Source organism: Hyphococcus flavus, from assembly GCF_028748065.1.
Classification (GTDB): domain Bacteria; phylum Pseudomonadota; class Alphaproteobacteria; order Caulobacterales; family Parvularculaceae; genus Hyphococcus; species Hyphococcus flavus.
Window position 1 is genome coordinate 1520686 of the sequence record NZ_CP118166.1, and the last position, 16788, is coordinate 1537473.

Below are 16788 nucleotides of genomic sequence, written 5' to 3' on the forward strand. Positions count from 1 at the left end.
TTCAGTTTCACGGCGTTTTATACGCGACGCCGTTCTTCATAACAAAATCGACATCTTCCAGCTCTCGAATATCCGTAAGCGGATCGCCGTCCACAGCCACCAGGTCGGCATATTTTCCAGGAGTGATTGCACCAAGGGTATCGGATTGGCCGAGATTGGCGGCGCCGATAACAGTTGCGGACCGGATAGCTTCCATCGGCGTCATGCCTGCTTGCACCAGAAGGCTGAACTCACGGGCGTTCTCTCCATGTTTGGATACGCCGCTGTCCGTACCAAAGGCGATCTTGACGCCGCCTTCATGAGCGCGGCGCGCCATGTCCAGCATTTTCGGGCCCACTTCAGCAGCTTTTGCCCTTTGTGGCGGTAAAAGGAACGAGTTCGGATCCTCAGCCCATTCGGCAACGGTAATGCCTGCAAGGATGGTAGGCACAAGGAAAGCGTCATTACGTTTGAACAAACGGATTGATTCATTGTCGAGATAGGTGCCGTGTTCAATCGAATCGACACCGGCGCGCAGCGCGGCATTGATGCCGTTGACGCCATGTGCGTGCGCGGTCGCCCGCCGCCCCATCGAATGGGCTGTATCCATGATAGCCTTTAGCTCATCGTCGAAAAACTGCTGTTCAAGACCTGCGGCCGTGTTTGACATGACGCCGGCTGTCGCTGTGAGTTTGATCTGGTCAGCGCCGCGGCGGACCTGTTCGCGCACAGCCTTTCGGCATTCGGCGACGCCGTCGCAAACGCCAGTGGAATGAAGGATATGGGCAATCTCATCCGTATAACCTTGGGTGCCGTCGCCATGACCGCCCGTAACAGACATGCCTGAACCAGCCGCAAAAATACGCGGTCCCACAATATCGTTGCGGGCTATGCCGTCGCGCAGGGCAAAAACTGCATCAGTCGTGCCGGCGCCCAAATCTCTGACGCTGGTAAATCCCGCCATCAGAGTCTTTTTTGCAAAACCGGCGCTTCTAATGGCGACATCGGCGCCGGACATCTGAACCCGTTGCAGTCGGCTTTGCGGGTTGCTCTCGCTGGTGATATGCACGTGCCCATCGATGAAGCCGGGCATGACGAAGTAATCTCTCAAGTTATGAATTGTAACGGTGTCTTCTTCGCCAGAGTCAATTTCGGTTTCGCTCAGGTAACCATCGGCGACACGCTCAATAACGCCGCCATTGATAATGACTGTCTGTTCTTGCGCCACTTCGCCGCCAGGTACAGCAAGCAGCCGTCCAGCATGGACAATGACAATATCAGCGGCTTGCGCGGCTGTGCTCAAAAACAATGCGACGGCTGTGAAAAGTGCTTGCAGGTAATTTTTCATTTCAAATGTCCTGTTGGCTGCCCCTAAGGTTCAACTTTTACATAAAAACCGAGGTTTTTAAAATCTATGGCAAAGGAGCGCGCGCCGAGCAGGTCAAATCCGATTAGAGCAAGCGGCCTGTCGCCATAACCAAGCGTTGGAAAAATTTGTGCATCAGTGATGTAAATGGAGCCGTAATCCCAGCGAACGCCGCCTGCGCGCATATTGTAAAATCTGAGCTCCACGGTTTCTATTTGCTGATCGGCCATATCGGTGATGGCAGGAGCCTGGCGCTTTATGGTCGGGATCATATCCAGCAGCGGGAAGTTGCCAAGGGATATTTCTGCACCCGTATCAAGAAGCAGAGGAAACGCATGACCCATCCCGACTTCTGCATTGAAATGAAAAAGAAAAAGGCCATCAAAATCAAAAGAGTTTTGTTTCAGCGGCGCATAGAACCATTGATCGGTTGAAATTTCTGCTGGCAACGCCCCAGAGTCATAAAAATGAAGCGTTTGCGAGTCCTCGTCGTAATGAATGAGAAATTCGCTCAGCACGTCTAAACCTAAAACACCTTGAGGCGTTTTTTCCTGCGTAGCCCAATCTTCAAAAACAACCACGGGCAAGAACGCGATTTCATGATTGGCGATAGCAAGGGAATCGATCTGAATAACCGGCTGCCGGTTGACTGCAGTCAGGCTGAAGACATTCATGCAGCAGGAAGGCGTTGAAGGGAGCTCAGTCTTGCGCCTTAAGTTCTCGAATATGACGGTTTTTGTGGAGGCCGTATCCAGGATAAACTCATAAGGACCGTCGCCATTAACAGATATGGGAATGACGGGCCGGCCATTATATCCATAAGAAACTTGAACAGATGCTATCGGATGGGTTGGGGTGACTGCCGCTGGTGTTGTCGCGCAGCCTGAAAGACCAAGCTGTGAGATCAATGACAGCAACATCAACACCCCGGTCAGGGGTATAGGTTGCATGGTTACCCCCGACGCCTTCGCTCAATAAATATTCGCTCGTTTTGAAAATCGAGCATTACGCTGCGATCCGCCAGGATATCGGCGCCCAGCAGGCAGAATGGGCCACGGTTTATGCCCATATCCCTGAAAATTTGCGCGTCATATACAATGACCGTGCGGTCAAGCCATGACGCCTGTCCGATTTGTAGGCGTGCGATGTTAATACTCGCTGCAATATCGGGGTTGTCAAAAATTCCTTGAATGCGCGTTCCGGTACGGATGCCTCGCCGTCGAGAGCTATTGATATGAACACCCCCTGTCATTCGCCTCAGGGCGGAAACATTGAAGACTGTGCCGGAAGCGCCTAGATCAACAATGCAAGGTATTTCAGCGCCTCTAATATTGATAACGGTTTGGTAAAGCGGCCTCGACTCATCATCAGTATAAAGAGGAATTAGGGGCGCGCTGGTCCATCCTTCCATATTGTGGTCGGGAATAGCGGCTGGGTCATAGAGTTTAATGGTGCGTTCGTCATGGCTGATCAGTGGTTTGTAACGCGAGAGCAGATCTAGCCCTAAAACACCTTGAGGCGGTCTGGCGGGCGGATCCCAGTCCGGCAAAATGACGCCGACATGATCTGTTAGAGAAACGCCGGACACTGAGATTTCGCCGATTTCATAAGCTGGCAGCGCGCGTGCGCCGGAAAGCCCTAGAATTTGAATGGGCTCACGATTTGCTGGCTGAAATTGCTGCGTGCCGGCAAGGTTTGCAAATGCGGCGGTGATGGTTGCGCCCGAATCAACAATGAAATCATGAGGGCCCTCGCCGTTGACGTACGCATCAACAGTAAGCCAGCCTTGATAATCCATACGATAGGGGGCTTCAGCGACAGGCGCTTGGCTTGCCGGTCCGCCATAAATCGGGGCTTCGGTTGTCGCGCAAGATGTAAGGACGCACACGCCCAGAATCACGCCTGTTATACTGGTCGCCCAGTTCGCCATGCCTAGCCGCCCTCCCTCGGTGCAGATTAAAGCTTCTGCTTCATCATGCTTATTTTGTCGTCCCAACCCAATGCTGTCACTAGCGGACGGTCCCTTGTCGTTGCCGGGTTTGCTTGTATCTCGCGAAAGTGAAGGGCTTTGACGGGTAGAAGACGGCCAGTCGTGGGCCAAAACAGAATTCCAGACGGTCTTCTGAAACGGTGAGGGCTGTGATTGGCGTTTAATTTCTTGGGCGGTCGTTTGTTAAAACCCCTTGTTTTATGGATCGCGCGGGGTATAACCCGCGCCTTCGAACCAGCCGCCGGGCCCCGAATTCGGGAATGGCATGCCTTGGCGGTGTTGTTGCACGCCCGAAAGGGCCCCCAAATTTCATGGGGAATAAGTAGGAAAAACGAAATGCCCAAGATGAAGACCAAATCAGGCGCGAAAAAGCGCTTTAAAATGACTGCCTCCGGCAAAGTCAAAGCCGGCGTCGCCGGCAAACGTCACGGCATGATCAAGCGCACGCCCAAGCAAATCCGCCAGAACCGGGGGATGGACGTGCTTTCTGACCCTGACGCGAAAATCGTCAAAAAATACATGCCCTATAACCGGTAAGGAGGCCTCGATATGTCACGTGTAAAACGGGGCGTTACCGCCCACGCCCGTCACCGCAAGATCATCAAGAAAGCGAAAGGCTATTACGGCCGCCGCAAAAATACGTTCCGCGTCGCCAACCAGGCTGTGGAAAAAGCCGGCCAGTACGCCTATCGCGACCGCCGCGCTCGCAAGCGTAATTTCCGTTCTCTCTGGATTCAGCGGATCAACGCCGCTTGCCGCGAGCTGGACTTTACCTACGCCCGGTTTATCGACGGGCTCACCAAGGCTGGCATTGAAGTTGACCGCAAGGTTCTTGCCGATATTGCCGTAAAAGAGCCGGAAGCGTTCAAGGCGCTGACTGAAAAAGCCAAAGCAGCCCTGTAGCAATCCATTGAAATCATTCAGTTTTAAAGCGCGCCTTTGTGGCGCGCTTTTTCGTGTTTGGGGATGAAAACCTATTAGAAAAACTACTATATTTTTTTAAAGTGTTTAGTATTTTTGACTATCATTTTGGGTAAACTTTTGCTAGAAAGACATGCGCCACGGCGAAAACGCCGGGCAAACCAACATTTAGGAGAGACCCATGCTGAAACATACAATGATCGCCGCCGCCACACTGATTGCTGCATTAACCCCAGCGCTGGCTGGAGAATTGCGGATCGGGTTTGACCGGGCTGACCTTCAGAGCCCTACAGCCGTTGCCTCGCTTTATGAGCATATCGCAGGTGAGGCGCGCGATTTCTGCCGGGCGGAACTAAGGGATTCAGAATTCCGTCGTTACCAAATAGAAGGTTGCGTGGATGACGTCGTCGCAGCAGCTATAGAGCAGATTGATGCGCCATTGCTGACGGCATACGCGGCCGTTGACAGGCCAAATACCAAGGTTGCCTCGCGCTAACAGCTCATCTTACTCGAACATGAAGAGCGGGCCCCTCGACAAAGGGGCCCGCTCTTTATATGGAAGTCAGACGATTTCGGAGCCGCTTGATGTCAATATTCCTGTTCTTTTTTAGGAGCGCCGATTGAACGGATGACCAAAGCGGTATCTGCCGGTAAGCGTCATCCGAGGATGGCGCTTTTTTATTGCGAGCGATGCTTATGCGGAGCCTTATGGTTGCCCTTGTAATCACTTTAGCCGCCGCGCTGAACGCCCAGGCGGAAGATCGCATGCGCGCCCGGGAGATGGGCGTTGCGCCGGGAATTCTCGACCCCGGTCCGCTGAACGCCATCACCGATGTGGCGGGTGTCGCGATGGGGCACGTCACGCATGTCAAAGGAGATGATATCCGCACCGGCGCCACAGTGATTTTACCGCATCAGGGTAATCTTTATCAGGACAAGGTTCCGGCCGCGATCGTCGTCGGCAATGGCTACGGCAAGCTTATGGGGTCGACGCAGGTTCATGAACTTGGCGAAATCGAGACGCCGATTGTCTTGACAAATACATTGAACGTCGCGGAAGGGGCGGCGGCGATCATCGAATGGAGCCTCGAGCAGCCGGGCAATGAACGCGTCGGATCGGTAAACGCTGTTGTCGGCGAAACCAATGACGGCGGTCTGAACAATATTCGCAAACGAGCACTGACGCCGAAGATGATCCGCCGCGCGATTGAGAACGCGAAAGAAGGTCCGGTTGAGGAGGGCGCTGTCGGCGCAGGAACCGGCACGCGCGCCTTCGGTTGGAAGGGCGGGATCGGCACAAGCTCCAGATTGCTACCGGACTCGCTTGGCGGTTACACGGTCGGTGTTCTTGTGCAGTCGAATTTCGGCGGTGTACTGACCATTGACGGCGCGCGTGTTGGCGAGGCGCTGGGGCAATACTTCCTCAAAAGCCATTTGGATAATGGCGACGCTGACGGCTCGATCATGATCGTTGTCGCCACTGACGCGCCATTGTCTGATCGCAATCTTGAACGGCTTGCCTCTCGCGCCCTTGGCGGTCTTGCGCGCACAGGCGCCGCCATGACCAACGGCTCCGGCGATTATGTCATCGCGTTTTCAACGGCGGAAGGGGTGCGGCGCACGCCCGAACGGCGTGAAGCAGTCTCCGCGATTGAAGAGCTGCCAAACAATTTGTTCTCGCCAATGTCGCAAGCCGTTATCGAAGCCACGGAAGAAGCGATATTGAATTCGCTGTTCATGGCGAAAACGATGGACGGTTATAACACTTACACGGGTAAGCCTTCGACGGTCGAGGCGTTGCCGCTTGATAAGGTGCGTGAAATTCTGACTCTGGAATCAAACGATAAAGAATGAGAGAGACGATATGTCTGAATTGGAAGCTTTAGAAAGCGATCTGACGTCAAAAATCAACGACGCTTCATCCGAAGCCGCGCTTGAGGAAGTACGCGTCGCTGCTCTTGGCAAAAAAGGCGTCGTCTCCGAAAAGATGAAAACGCTGGGCAAGATGAGCCCTGAAGAGCGTAAAGAGATGGGTCCGGCGCTCAACGGCCTTAAAAACCGTATCGCCGAAGCGATTGAAGCGAAAAAAGCTTCGCTGGAAGAAGCGGCGCTCGATGCGCGTCTGGCGACCGAAAAAGTCGATGTCACGCTTCCCATCCGGCCTGAGGCGAAAGGAAAAATTCACCCGATCAGCCAGGTGACGGAAGAAATTGTCGCTATCTTTTCAGCCATGGGCTTCGATGTCGCCGAGGGGCCGGATATCGAAGACGACTTCCATAACTTTACAGCGTTGAACTTTCCGCCGGATCATCCGGCGCGCGAGATGCACGACACGTTTTTCTTTGAACCAAAGGAAGACGGGCAACGCATGTTGCTCCGCACGCATACCTCGCCGGTTCAGATAAGAACCATGCTCAATCAAAAGCCGCCGATCCGGATTATCATCCCGGGGCGGACGTTCCGTTGCGACAGCGACCAAACCCATACGCCAATGTTCCATCAGGTCGAAGGGCTGGTAGTGGATAAAGAAGCGCATATGGGCCATCTCAAAGGAACGCTTGAAGCATTCGTCAAAACCTTTTTTGAAATTGATGATGTCAAAACACGTTTCCGGCCGCACTTCTTCCCGTTCACGGAGCCTTCTGCCGAAATGGATATCGGCTACGAAAGTGCCAGTAATGAAATCCGTTTCGGTCAAGGGTCTGACTGGATGGAGATCCTCGGTTGCGGCATGGTCCACCCAAATGTCTTGCGCAATTGCGGCCTTGATCCGGATGAGTATCAGGGCTTTGCCTGGGGCATGGGCGTCGACCGCCTTGCCATGCTGAAATATGGCATTCCCGATTTGCGCGATTTCTTCGCCGCCGACGCCCGCTGGCTCGAACATTACGGCTTCGATCCGGTCGATCAGCCGAATCTCGCAACGGGGCTTTCGCGATGAGCGAGCAGGAGCGAAAAATCTCGCTCAACTTCGAAACGATTGGTTCCATCGCGGCGATGGTCATCGGCGCCACAGCGCTTTTTGTTGCCTGGGATCAGGCGCAAGTCATGCGCAAGCAACAGCATGCGAGCGTGTGGCCCTTGCTTAGCGACGACTTCACCATTGACAAAAACGAAGACGGTTATGTTGTCGAACTCACGCTCGCCAACAAAGGCGTCGGGCCGGCTTTAATCGAAAGCGCGTATGTCACCATTGACGGCGAACCGGCCTCGAGCCGCCCTGCTTTCATGCAAGGCGTATTTAAAAATCAGCAGCCAGCGGGATCAGCGCGCGTCAACGGATCGAGTATTGAAGGCTCGGCGCTTGGCGCAGGCGACGCCGTGAGTGTTTTTAAAGTCACCTGGCCTGACACTGAGGACAATCGCCAATCGTTCTCGGCGTTGGCAAACCGGTATGTGGACGGCGAAGGGCCTCAGGTGTCGCTGGCGGTTTGTTTTTGTTCCGTATTCGAAAGATGTTTCCTGTCAGAAGACCAGTATCGCCCGCGGGGGGTGAAGGCCTGCCCTGAGCAAACGGATATGTTCACCAATCTGCTTCGCGACCAATCGGGAGCGGATCAATGAGCGAGCTCGATTACTGGACTTTGCGCCTGGAATTTCTCGGCGCAGCGGTAGAGATCATTGCGCTGTTCTTCACCATGGTGACGATCTATATCACCGGGCTTTATTTTTATCTTGCACGCGCATCGCTGCGTTTGCGCATGATGGGCTTTGGCGTTTTTACCATCGGCTGGGCGTGGACCGGCATGCTCGGCCTCAACATGCGACAGATTTCGCAAGAAGCGCTTTATTGCGCGACCTGCATGCCGGAGCGACTGAACGATGCGCCGCTCAATGGCTGGGTTCCAGACGGCGCTGTTGCTGGCGTCGCCCTTGGCCTTGTTATCTATTTCGCGCTCGCCGCCATGACCTTCTCGACAGGCTGGCGCAAGGAAACCTTCCCGCAATCGGTGAGATAAGATGAAGTTTAGCTTAAGTTGGCTCAAAGAGCATTTGGAAACAGACGCAAGCCTCGACGAGATCGTCGATACGATGGTCGCTGTCGGCCTTGAGGTGGAGAGCGTTGAAAACCCGGAGGAGCGTCTTGCCGCGTTCACCATCGGCGAAGTGCTGCATGCTGAAAAACATCCCGACGCCGACAAGTTGAAAGTCTGTAAAGTCGCGACGAAAGACGGCGAAATGCAGATTGTTTGCGGCGCGCCAAATGCACGCGAAGGAATCAAAGTCGCCTATGCGCCGGTCGGCGCCTATGTGCCGGGCATCGACGTCACGCTGTCTAAAGCGAAAATTCGTGGGCAGGAAAGTCACGGGATGATGTGTTCAGTGCGCGAGTTGGAACTGGGCGACGATCACGACGGCATCATCGAAGCGCCGGCGGATGCAAAAGTCGGCGATCCGGTTTCCGCGTGGCTCGGCGCCAACGATCCGGTCATCGACTTTGAGGTGACGCCGAACCGGCCGGACACCAATGGCGTCAACGGCGTCGCGCGCGATCTCGCGGCCGCTGGCCTCGGCAAGCTGATCACGCCGGAACCCCAGCCGGTGAAAGGCGAATATGAGAGCCCGCAGAAGGTAGAATTGCGTTTTCCGGAAGATGCGAAAAACGCCTGCCCCGCCTTCGCTGGCCGATACATCAAAGGTGTGAAGAACGGCCCCAGTCCGAAATGGCTGCAGGACAAACTGCGCGCCATTGGGCTTCGCCCGATCAGCGCACTGGTCGATATCACCAACTATTTGTCTTACGACCGCGCTCGCCCGTTCCATGTTTATGACGCCGACAAACTGAAAGGCGTGATCCATGCGCGCCTGGGCGAGAAAGGCGAAACATTTCTGGCGCTCGACGGCAAGGAATATGAAGCCGACGAAACCATGACGGTCATCGCCGACGACAACGGTGTACTCGGTTTCGGCGGCGTCATCGGCGGCGAGGATACGGGCTGTTCAGATGAAACAGTGAACGTCTTTGTCGAATGCGCCTATTTCGACCCCTTGCGCACGGCGAAAACCGGACGAAAGACCGGGTTGCATACAGATGCTCGCTATCGTTTCGAGCGGGGTGTCGATCCGGAATTCATCATTCCCGGCATAGAGATGGCGACGCGGTTGATCCTCGACATGTGTGGCGGAACGCCCAGTGAGATCGAGCTGGCGGGGGACATTCCGTCATCGGATAAAACCGTACTTTTTCCGCCGTCCGAAGTAAAACGCCTTACAGGAATGGATGTCTCGCCGGAAGAATGCGAGCGAATTTTGACAGCGCTTGGGTTTAGCGTATCGAAGAGCGAGCCTTGGCAGGTTGATGTGCCGTCATGGCGTCCTGACGTCGAGGGTAAGGCGGATCTGGTGGAAGAAGTCGCGCGTATTGTTGGCTTCGATCACTTGCCGACCGCAACCTTGCCGCCTCTGAAGCCGGTCGAAACGCCAAAGCTGACACTGGGACAGGACCGGCGCCGTCTCGCGCGCCGGGCGCTTGCGGCGCGCGGCATGATGGAGGCTGTTACCTGGTCGTTCATGGATGAAACACACGCGGGGTTGTTCGCCAGCGGGAGCACGTTGCATGCAACAGGTCTCGTTCTCGCCAATCCGATTTCGTCCGATCTCGCCGCCATGCGTCCGTCAATCCTGCCGAACCTGATTGCCGCGCTTCAGCGTAATGCCGATCGCGGGCGAGCAGACCTAGCGCTGTTTGAAGTGGCGCCAGTTTACAAGAGCGACCAACCAGACGGACATGTCAACGCGGCGGCTGGCGTGCGCCTCTCCCATCCTGCCCGGCATTGGCAGGGGGCGGCGGAAAGCGCGGATGTATTCACCGTCAAAGCGGATGCAATTCATGCGCTTGAAGCTGCTGGCGCGCCAACAGTCAGCTTACAGACAAGTGCTGATGCGCCAAGCTACTTCCATCCGGGCCGGTCCGGCGTCTTACGCCTTGGTCCTAATGCACTGGCGCATTTCGGCGAGATTCATCCGCGTGTTTTGAAGAAAATGGATGTGGGTGGGCCGGTTTTTGGCTTTGAGGTTTTCCTCGATGCGATCCCTGAATCGAAAAAGAAGCCGACCAAAACACGGCCTGCACTCGACGCATCGGAGCTTTTACCCTTGACGCGTGACTTCGCTTTCGTCGTCGATGAAGCCGTTGCGGCGGAGGCATTGTTGAAAGCCGTGCGCGGCGCCGAGAAAAAATTAATCACCGGGGTTTCGTTATTTGACATGTATCAGGGCAAAGGCGTGCCAGAGGGTAAAAAATCCCTTGCGGTGGAGGTGCTGATCCAGCCGCGTGAGCGGACGCTGACCGATGAAGAGATTGAGGCGATCGGCGCCAAAGTGGTCGCGCAAGTGGAAAAATCCACCGGCGGGACGTTACGAACCTGATCGGGACGGGCGGCAATAAAAAACCTGCTTGCGGACGGCGCGCCGCCAAGCTATGACGCGCCCTCATTTTGGAATGCCGCATTAGCTCAGCTGGTAGAGCACATCATTCGTAATGATGGGGTCGGGTGTTCAAGTCACCCATGCGGCACCATAGGGCATTGTTTTATAAGAGCAAAATAGAGTTAACTTGACGCTGCTGCGTATTATTCAATTCTGCACTACCGCTGCGCTACCAACAAGTTTGATTTCACCCCGAATTGTCGTTCCGCCAACATTGCTGAGCATGCTCAACTGATGCAAAGGCCCTAAAAGCTTTTTGAAACCGAAAAGAAGCCGCGCCAATCATCGTCCAGCGTGAACGGTGTGGTGTCCAGCGGCTTGGCTGCTTCCATTGTCACGGATATGGAGAGTGGCAGTGTAAGGCGCAGGCCGCCGCCTACGGAGGAAAGTGACAGTTCTTCAAAACCTGGCGCCGCGTTGTCGTTCCAGACAACACCATAATCATAAAAACCATAGAACTGATAGAAATCCAGAAAGGCGAGGTTTGGATTGCGGCCATAGCGAAGCTCTATAATGGCGGCGGCTCCGTCATCTCCGGTAAGTTCGCCATAATCATAAGCACGGCCAAATCGTGCGCCGCCGAGAGAAAACTCCTCCGATGCGAGGAGCGGATCTAGCGATGATTGTCCGGCTACTGACGCGTATACACCAAACACCTGTCCGATATTTTGATAACGGCTGATCTGAGCCTCGAATTTTGTGAACTCGCCGTTGGCGTCAGGCCTTGAGAGAGAGGTTGAATCAACAGTGGCGCCAAACATGTCCAGCCCGCGAGTGACTTTGCCAAAAACAGTCGTGTAACCGTTCCAATGCTCGCTACGGAAGTTCGTCCATGCTGATACAGTGCGTAGCTTGTCGTCAAAACTCGGAAGCCCGAGCTGCTCTTCTTCTATATTGCGCCCCTCAATACCAATGTTCGCCCACAAGGATGTCTTGCGTTTCCGAATGATGGGATGAGACAGAGAGAACGAAAGGCGTTTAGTCTGGGTCTCAGTGTCGAGCGTCGCAAGAGATGCACCGGCGTTGAATTTGGAAAGCATACCAGAGAAGGTCGCGTAGGTTCCAGAATCGAGCAGCGGCAGATGATAGGAAAGTTCAGCGAGAGACAGCTCGTTCGGGTCGGTCGGTGTTGTAAACAGGCCGAGGCTTAGCTGGTCCCCGGTTCTGATCAGAGAATTTGCGGCGCCCCTTGCGTAAAGCTGTATTGGCCCTGCTGCATCTGTTCCGCGGTTATCAGCATATAGGCTGGCCTCGAAAGCATCGTGTTCAATCTCAACCATCAAACGATGGCGGGCGAAATCTATCGGATCGGGCTCGATCTGCGTTGATTTAATAGATACGCCCTTCAAGTCGCCAACAAGGGCCAGAGTGCGTTCGAGCGTTGTTAGTTTTAGCGGGCGCGCGTCCGTCAGCTTTTTCAGTCTGTTCCGGATTTGCGCATTGCCCCCTTTTACGGAAACATTGGCGAGATAGCCTTCAGAAACCTCAATATGTAAAACGCCGCTGTCGGCGCTTTGTGCGGGTGCGGTCGCCCGAGAAAGGAAATATCCTTCCGCACGATATGCGGCGGTGATCGCCTCCGTGATCCTTGCTACATCTTTTACGGAAACGGTTCTCGCCAGCATGTTGTCGTAAAGCGGCGCAAAAGTTTCAGGCGGGAATGCCGTGACGCCGCTTATCTCAACAGCCGTGAGAACAAACATGCTTGTTGGGCGTTCCCGCAAGGCTGGCGGCGGCGGTAAGGCAAGGGTGTCGGCTTTGTCTTGTTTCTTTGGCGTTTCAGCCGGCAAGCGTTTGTCGATTTCGGAGGGAGGAATTGAAATGTTGATTAATCCGCTGGCGTCAGTTGGAGTCTTGGTTTCTTGTGGATCGCTATTGTCATCCGGCTTGGCCAACTGAGAGTCAATGACAGGAATCCTGTCTTCAATGTTACCGGTGTCCTGGGCAAGCGCTACCCCTGCGTTTTCTGTCAAAAAAACGCCAAGCAGCATGGTCCCAAAAAATACCGCGCTTCTCCCCACGGAACTCATCTCTCACCGAAATTATTCGCCGCACGAAGCGGCTGCCTTGCCGTCACCTTTTCTCTTCCCGAATGAATATTGGAGAAACTCGCTTAAGGAACAATTAAGCGTATACGAACCATTAACCTTCAATCAAAAAAGCTTAAATCATTTTAAAGAAGACCAGTCGTATTTTCATCGAACTCGGGAGAGCGGCAGAATACGCCGCCCTCCTATGGGCGGGAGGCCTGGATATGACTGGTTTGATGAAAACTCTTGTAAGCTTTTTGTGCGCGGTGCTTGTCAGTATTGGCGCATCATTCGCGGAAAGCGGCGACTGGCAAGTCGTTGAAACCAACGGAACCGTTCGGACATCGCAAGCGATGGCTGGCGTTCAATTGGTTTCGACTGGCAATATTTTAGGCGCAGGTTCTGTGCTTTCTACCGGCGCAGATGGCCGCGCGGTTCTGGTGCGCGGAGAGCAGCAAATTGTCGTCGGACCGAACAGCCGCATGTCACTGCCAGCGGTACAAGAAAAGGGCATGACCAAAATCGTTCAGGACCTTGGCACGCTTCTTTTCAAGGTAGACAAGAAAGAAAAACAACACTTTCAGGTCGAAACCCCAATTATCGCGGCTGTGGTCAAAGGAACGACCTTTACGGTGACAGCTGGCGCAAGCGGCCATTCGGTGCACGTCGCGGAAGGTGCGGTTGAGGTATCAGCGCTGAATGGCGGTGCAAGTCAAATGGTAACTGCTGGAATGACGGCTATGGTTTCAAAAGCGAACCCGCGCGCTATTGAAATGAGCAGCGGCGGTCAGAAATCCGGCGATGCAAGCTCTACCGAGCGCGGCGGCAATCCCAAAGGAAAAGAAGCCAGCAACCTTGTGGTGCCGTCCGATGTCGGTGCTGACCAGCTTGATTATTCCAACCTCAGCGGCGGGCTCGTCCAGTCATCTGAAAATGCGTCCGGCAAAGCTAGGGCGAATGCATCCATGGGCAATGACGTTTCATCCAATGTTCGAGGACAAGGCGGCGGGGCGGCTATTGTTGAGCAGGTTCGTTTGAACTCTGTCGGCGATAGCGACAAGTCAAATCGTGGCGTAGGCAACGCATTTGGCTCAAGTAACAACAATGGCAACGGCAATGCGAACGCCAACGCCAACGCAGGCGCTGGCAACAACAACGGCAACGGCAATGCGAACGCCAACGCCAACGCAGGCGCTGGCAACAACAACGGCAACGGCAACGGCAATGCGAACGCCAACGCCAACGCAGGCGCTGGCAACAACAATGGCAACGGCAACGGCAATGCGAACGCCAACGCCAACGCAGGCGCTGGCAACAACAATGGCAACGGCAATGCGAACGCCAACGCCAATGCAGGCGCTGGCAACAACAACGGCAATGCTGGTGTAAATGTTGGCGTCGGTGTTGGCGGTATTGATGTGGGCGTCGGCGTTGGGCAAGGCGGCGTTAATGTCGGCCTTGGGGGCGGAAATCCAAACAACTAACCAAATGATTATCTAATGAGAGCGCTGTCCTTGGGGAAATGCGTGTCGAAAATAAACACCGAAATACCTGATGCAGTTGAATCGCAGCGCCCTATGGGCGCTGTGAAACGATTCTCACCGTTTTTATTCCTGACAGTTCTGTTGTTCGCTTCCAGCATTTTGGGTTTTATAGAGCCCTTGAACACAGCATTGCTGGACTTGCGCTTCAGGGTTATTGACCACAAACCTAGCGACACGCTCGTTGTCGTCGAAATTGACCCGAAAAGTTTGAGAGCTGAAGAGCGCTGGCCCTGGCCGCGCGACCGATACGCAACGGCGGTGTCTAATCTGCAGGATGCCGGTGCAAATCTGATTGCCTTCGATGTGGATTTTTCGTCTCTGTCTGATGACCGCGGCGACGAAGCGTTTGTGGAAGCTTTGGCGCGCCGCCCTGGTGAAGTTGTTCTGCCCGTTTTCTGGCAATGGTCATCGCGTTCGGCGACGGGGGGCGAGATGATCAAGACACCGCCGCACGATAGATTCCTAAATGATGTTACCGTAGCGAGCGTGACCTTGACGACGGAAGAGAACGGCGTTGTTCGCCGCGGATGGCGGGGTGTGAACGACGGCGATGTCTATCGCGCTTCAATTGCCTCGGTGCTGGCGGGGGCGTCGCCTTCCGATCAAGCTACGTTCCTGATTGATTATTCGATTGATCCAAAAGAAATAACGCGCCTCTCGTTCCGTGACGTTTTAACAGGCAAGTTTTCGGCTGAGACTGTGCGCAGAAAGAACGTCCTTATCGGCGCAACAGCGCTGGAGCTCGGTGATGAATTTGCAGCGCCGGTCCATGGCGTGCTGCCCGGCGTAATGTTTCACGCCATGAGCTATGAAAGCATAATAGCCGACCGAACGCTTGTGCGCCCTCATAGCTTCTTGCCATTTGTTTTTGGTGTAGCATTGTTAATTTTACTCGTCCGGTGCGGTCGTTTCTGGACTTGGCGAAGACTTGCCACCGTTCATGTGACGCTACTCGTTGCGACAATTGGCGGTCCATTGATTATCCAGGCTTACTTTCCTCTAAGCATCGATGTCGCAGTGATTCTCGCTGCTCAGTTTCTGGGAGCAGTTTATGTTGTCGCCTTGCGATTACATCAATATGCGCGGCAGGTGATTCGCCAAAAGGCGGAGATGGCGCATTTCCAGGCGCTGACATCGTTGGTTGTGCAGGACAATACGGATGGTGTTGTCGTTGTTGATGACAATGGTTGTGTAGAGCTTTGTAATAATCAAGCTTGCGCTTTGTTAGACATTAGCGACACCGTGATGACAGGCATTGTAATCACGGAGCTGGTTCCTGACTTTCCGTTACTCGTTCATGATGACGCCGAGCATTTAGAGGATCAGGGCTACGCTGATATAGGGCCAGTGCTTCAAAGCGAGTATGTTACCGGCAAAAACAAGGAACGGATTCTTGAGATTGTGGCGAGCAGGCCGTTAACGCGGGGGGAAGTAGCCAAAAATGAAAAGCTGGGAAACATCACAGTCTATACCTTGCGTGACGTTTCCGCACGGAAACGGATAGAGGTTGCTGAGAGAGAAGCAAAAGAAGCCGCGATTGCTGCCAATAGAGTCAAGTCGCAATTGATTTCTAATATGAGCCATGAATTACGCACGCCATTAAATGGCGTAATAGGCTTCGCTGACATACTCCAGAAAGAATCTTTCGGTCCGCTAGGCGTGCCGGAGTATAAGGAATATAGCGAGAGCATATATATCAGTGGCAAAAGACTACTCACCGTTGTGAATGATATGCTTCATATCGCCAAATTGGATTCTGGTGACTTCGAATTGTGCAAAACTGAAGTTGAGATTGATGAGCTTATTGAAAATGCGGTCTGTAAATTTGAGGCGCAGGCTGAGCAAGAACAAAAGACGCTTACGGTGGAAATTGAGTCTGTCTCGCAAGCAGCAAATGCAGACGTAAGCGTAACTAAGGAAATAATTTCACACCTTCTATCTAATGCTTTCAAATACACCGACGCAGGTGGCGAAATTATCGTTCGCGCTATGCAAGAAAATGGAGACTTGATAATTGAAGTTGAAGACGATGGCTGTGGCGTTGAACCAGAAAACCTGCCGCGCCTGACCGAAGCGTTTTTTCAAGCTGATGCGGAATTTACCCGAAAATATGAAGGTGCTGGTCTGGGGCTTTATGTCGTGTCGCGTTTCGTAGAGCTGCATAACGGTCAATTATTTTTCGAAAGTTCGAAGGGCGACGGCTTTCTTGTATGCATTGTGCTTAGGAATGCTATTGTTGAAGACTCTGCGGAAAGTGTCGCTGCCTAGAAGGCTGGTAGTTTCCTTCATTTACTGCAATCTCATCTGGACAAAAGCACTAAACCGCTGCTCAAGCATTCCAAATGTTGTCATGATACTCACTTAGCATCGCCCAGAACATCGCGCTGGCATATTCTGCGCGTTCTCTAAGCAGTGGTAGGTTTTCCACCGCATCCATTTTGGTTTTCTTGGGAAAGGCTCGTCCATGCTGTCGGACGCCCCAAGCTTAATTCGCACGTCCTGAGCGCGTGTGCTCAACCGGTTTGGGTA

The 16788-nt window shown here is 53.8% G+C and carries 14 protein-coding genes and 1 tRNA gene; 11 read left to right on the forward strand and 4 right to left on the reverse strand.

Going from position 1 to position 16788, the window contains the following annotated elements; genetic code table 11:
• Window positions 1-7: 7 nt before the first annotated feature.
• The 3 genes from PUV54_RS07430 to PUV54_RS07440 are packed head-to-tail and all read right to left on the reverse strand — an operon-like array spanning window position 8 to window position 3275.
• The gene (locus PUV54_RS07430; RefSeq protein WP_274494985.1) at window positions 8-1327 is read right to left on the reverse strand and encodes an amidohydrolase family protein; all 1320 of its coding nucleotides are present in this window, start codon (window positions 1325-1327) and stop codon (window positions 8-10) included.
• Window positions 1328-1350: 23 nt separating this feature from the next.
• Window positions 1351-2295, reverse strand: coding sequence for a retropepsin-like aspartic protease (locus PUV54_RS07435; protein ID WP_337999188.1), 945 nt, complete (start codon window positions 2293-2295; stop codon window positions 1351-1353).
• A 2-nt stretch (window positions 2296-2297) separates the two neighbouring features.
• Window positions 2298-3275, reverse strand: coding sequence for an aspartyl protease family protein (locus PUV54_RS07440; RefSeq protein WP_274494986.1), 978 nt, complete (start codon window positions 3273-3275; stop codon window positions 2298-2300).
• Window positions 3276-3671: 396 nt separating this feature from the next.
• On the opposite strand from PUV54_RS07440, the gene rpmI reads away from it, so the two are divergent.
• The 9 genes from rpmI (at window position 3672) to PUV54_RS07485 (ending at window position 10776) form a co-directional block, all read left to right on the forward strand.
• Window positions 3672-3872: a 50S ribosomal protein L35 gene (gene rpmI / locus PUV54_RS07445; RefSeq protein ID WP_274494988.1), complete on the forward strand. Its 201-nt coding sequence runs from the start codon at window positions 3672-3674 to the stop codon at window positions 3870-3872.
• Between the two features lie 12 nt (window positions 3873-3884).
• Window positions 3885-4238, forward strand: a complete 354-nt coding sequence (gene rplT / locus PUV54_RS07450; protein ID WP_274494989.1) for a 50S ribosomal protein L20 — start codon at window positions 3885-3887, stop codon at window positions 4236-4238.
• A 199-nt stretch (window positions 4239-4437) separates the two neighbouring features.
• Window positions 4438-4752: a UrcA family protein gene (locus tag PUV54_RS07455; RefSeq protein ID WP_274494990.1), complete on the forward strand. Its 315-nt coding sequence runs from the start codon at window positions 4438-4440 to the stop codon at window positions 4750-4752.
• A 212-nt stretch (window positions 4753-4964) separates the two neighbouring features.
• Window positions 4965-6110 (forward strand): DmpA family aminopeptidase, encoded by a 1146-nt coding sequence (locus PUV54_RS07460; RefSeq protein WP_274494991.1) that lies wholly within the window; start codon window positions 4965-4967, stop codon window positions 6108-6110.
• 10 nt (window positions 6111-6120) lie between these two features.
• Entirely contained in the window at window positions 6121-7197 is a 1077-nt protein-coding gene (gene pheS, locus PUV54_RS07465; RefSeq protein WP_274494992.1) for a phenylalanine--tRNA ligase subunit alpha, read from the forward strand.
• On the forward strand, window positions 7194-7820 hold the full coding sequence (locus tag PUV54_RS07470; RefSeq protein WP_274494993.1) for a hypothetical protein: 627 nt from the start codon (window positions 7194-7196) through the stop codon (window positions 7818-7820). Before pheS ends, PUV54_RS07470 begins: the two co-directional genes overlap by 4 nt.
• Window positions 7817-8215: a hypothetical protein gene (locus tag PUV54_RS07475; RefSeq protein ID WP_274494994.1), complete on the forward strand. Its 399-nt coding sequence runs from the start codon at window positions 7817-7819 to the stop codon at window positions 8213-8215. The genes PUV54_RS07470 and PUV54_RS07475 overlap by 4 nt, the downstream gene beginning before the upstream one ends.
• A gap of 1 nt (window position 8216) precedes the next feature.
• Entirely contained in the window at window positions 8217-10625 is a 2409-nt protein-coding gene (gene pheT, locus PUV54_RS07480) for a phenylalanine--tRNA ligase subunit beta (protein WP_274494995.1), read from the forward strand.
• Window positions 10626-10700: 75 nt separating this feature from the next.
• Window positions 10701-10776 (forward strand) — tRNA-Thr (locus tag PUV54_RS07485).
• 154 nt (window positions 10777-10930) lie between these two features.
• On the opposite strand, the gene PUV54_RS07490 is transcribed toward PUV54_RS07485, so the two are convergent.
• Window positions 10931-12706: a ShlB/FhaC/HecB family hemolysin secretion/activation protein gene (locus PUV54_RS07490; RefSeq protein WP_274494996.1), complete on the reverse strand. Its 1776-nt coding sequence runs from the start codon at window positions 12704-12706 to the stop codon at window positions 10931-10933.
• Window positions 12707-12939: 233 nt separating this feature from the next.
• Here PUV54_RS07490 and PUV54_RS07495 point away from each other — a divergent pair, with 233 nt between their 5' ends.
• Both PUV54_RS07495 and PUV54_RS07500 read left to right on the forward strand, forming a co-directional pair.
• Window positions 12940-14199, forward strand: a complete 1260-nt coding sequence (locus PUV54_RS07495) for a FecR family protein (protein WP_274494997.1) — start codon at window positions 12940-12942, stop codon at window positions 14197-14199.
• A 93-nt stretch (window positions 14200-14292) separates the two neighbouring features.
• A complete protein-coding gene (locus PUV54_RS07500) occupies window positions 14293-16527 on the forward strand; it encodes a CHASE2 domain-containing protein (protein WP_274495217.1) in 2235 nt (744 codons plus the stop codon).
• The last annotated feature ends 261 nt before the right edge of the window (window positions 16528-16788 follow it).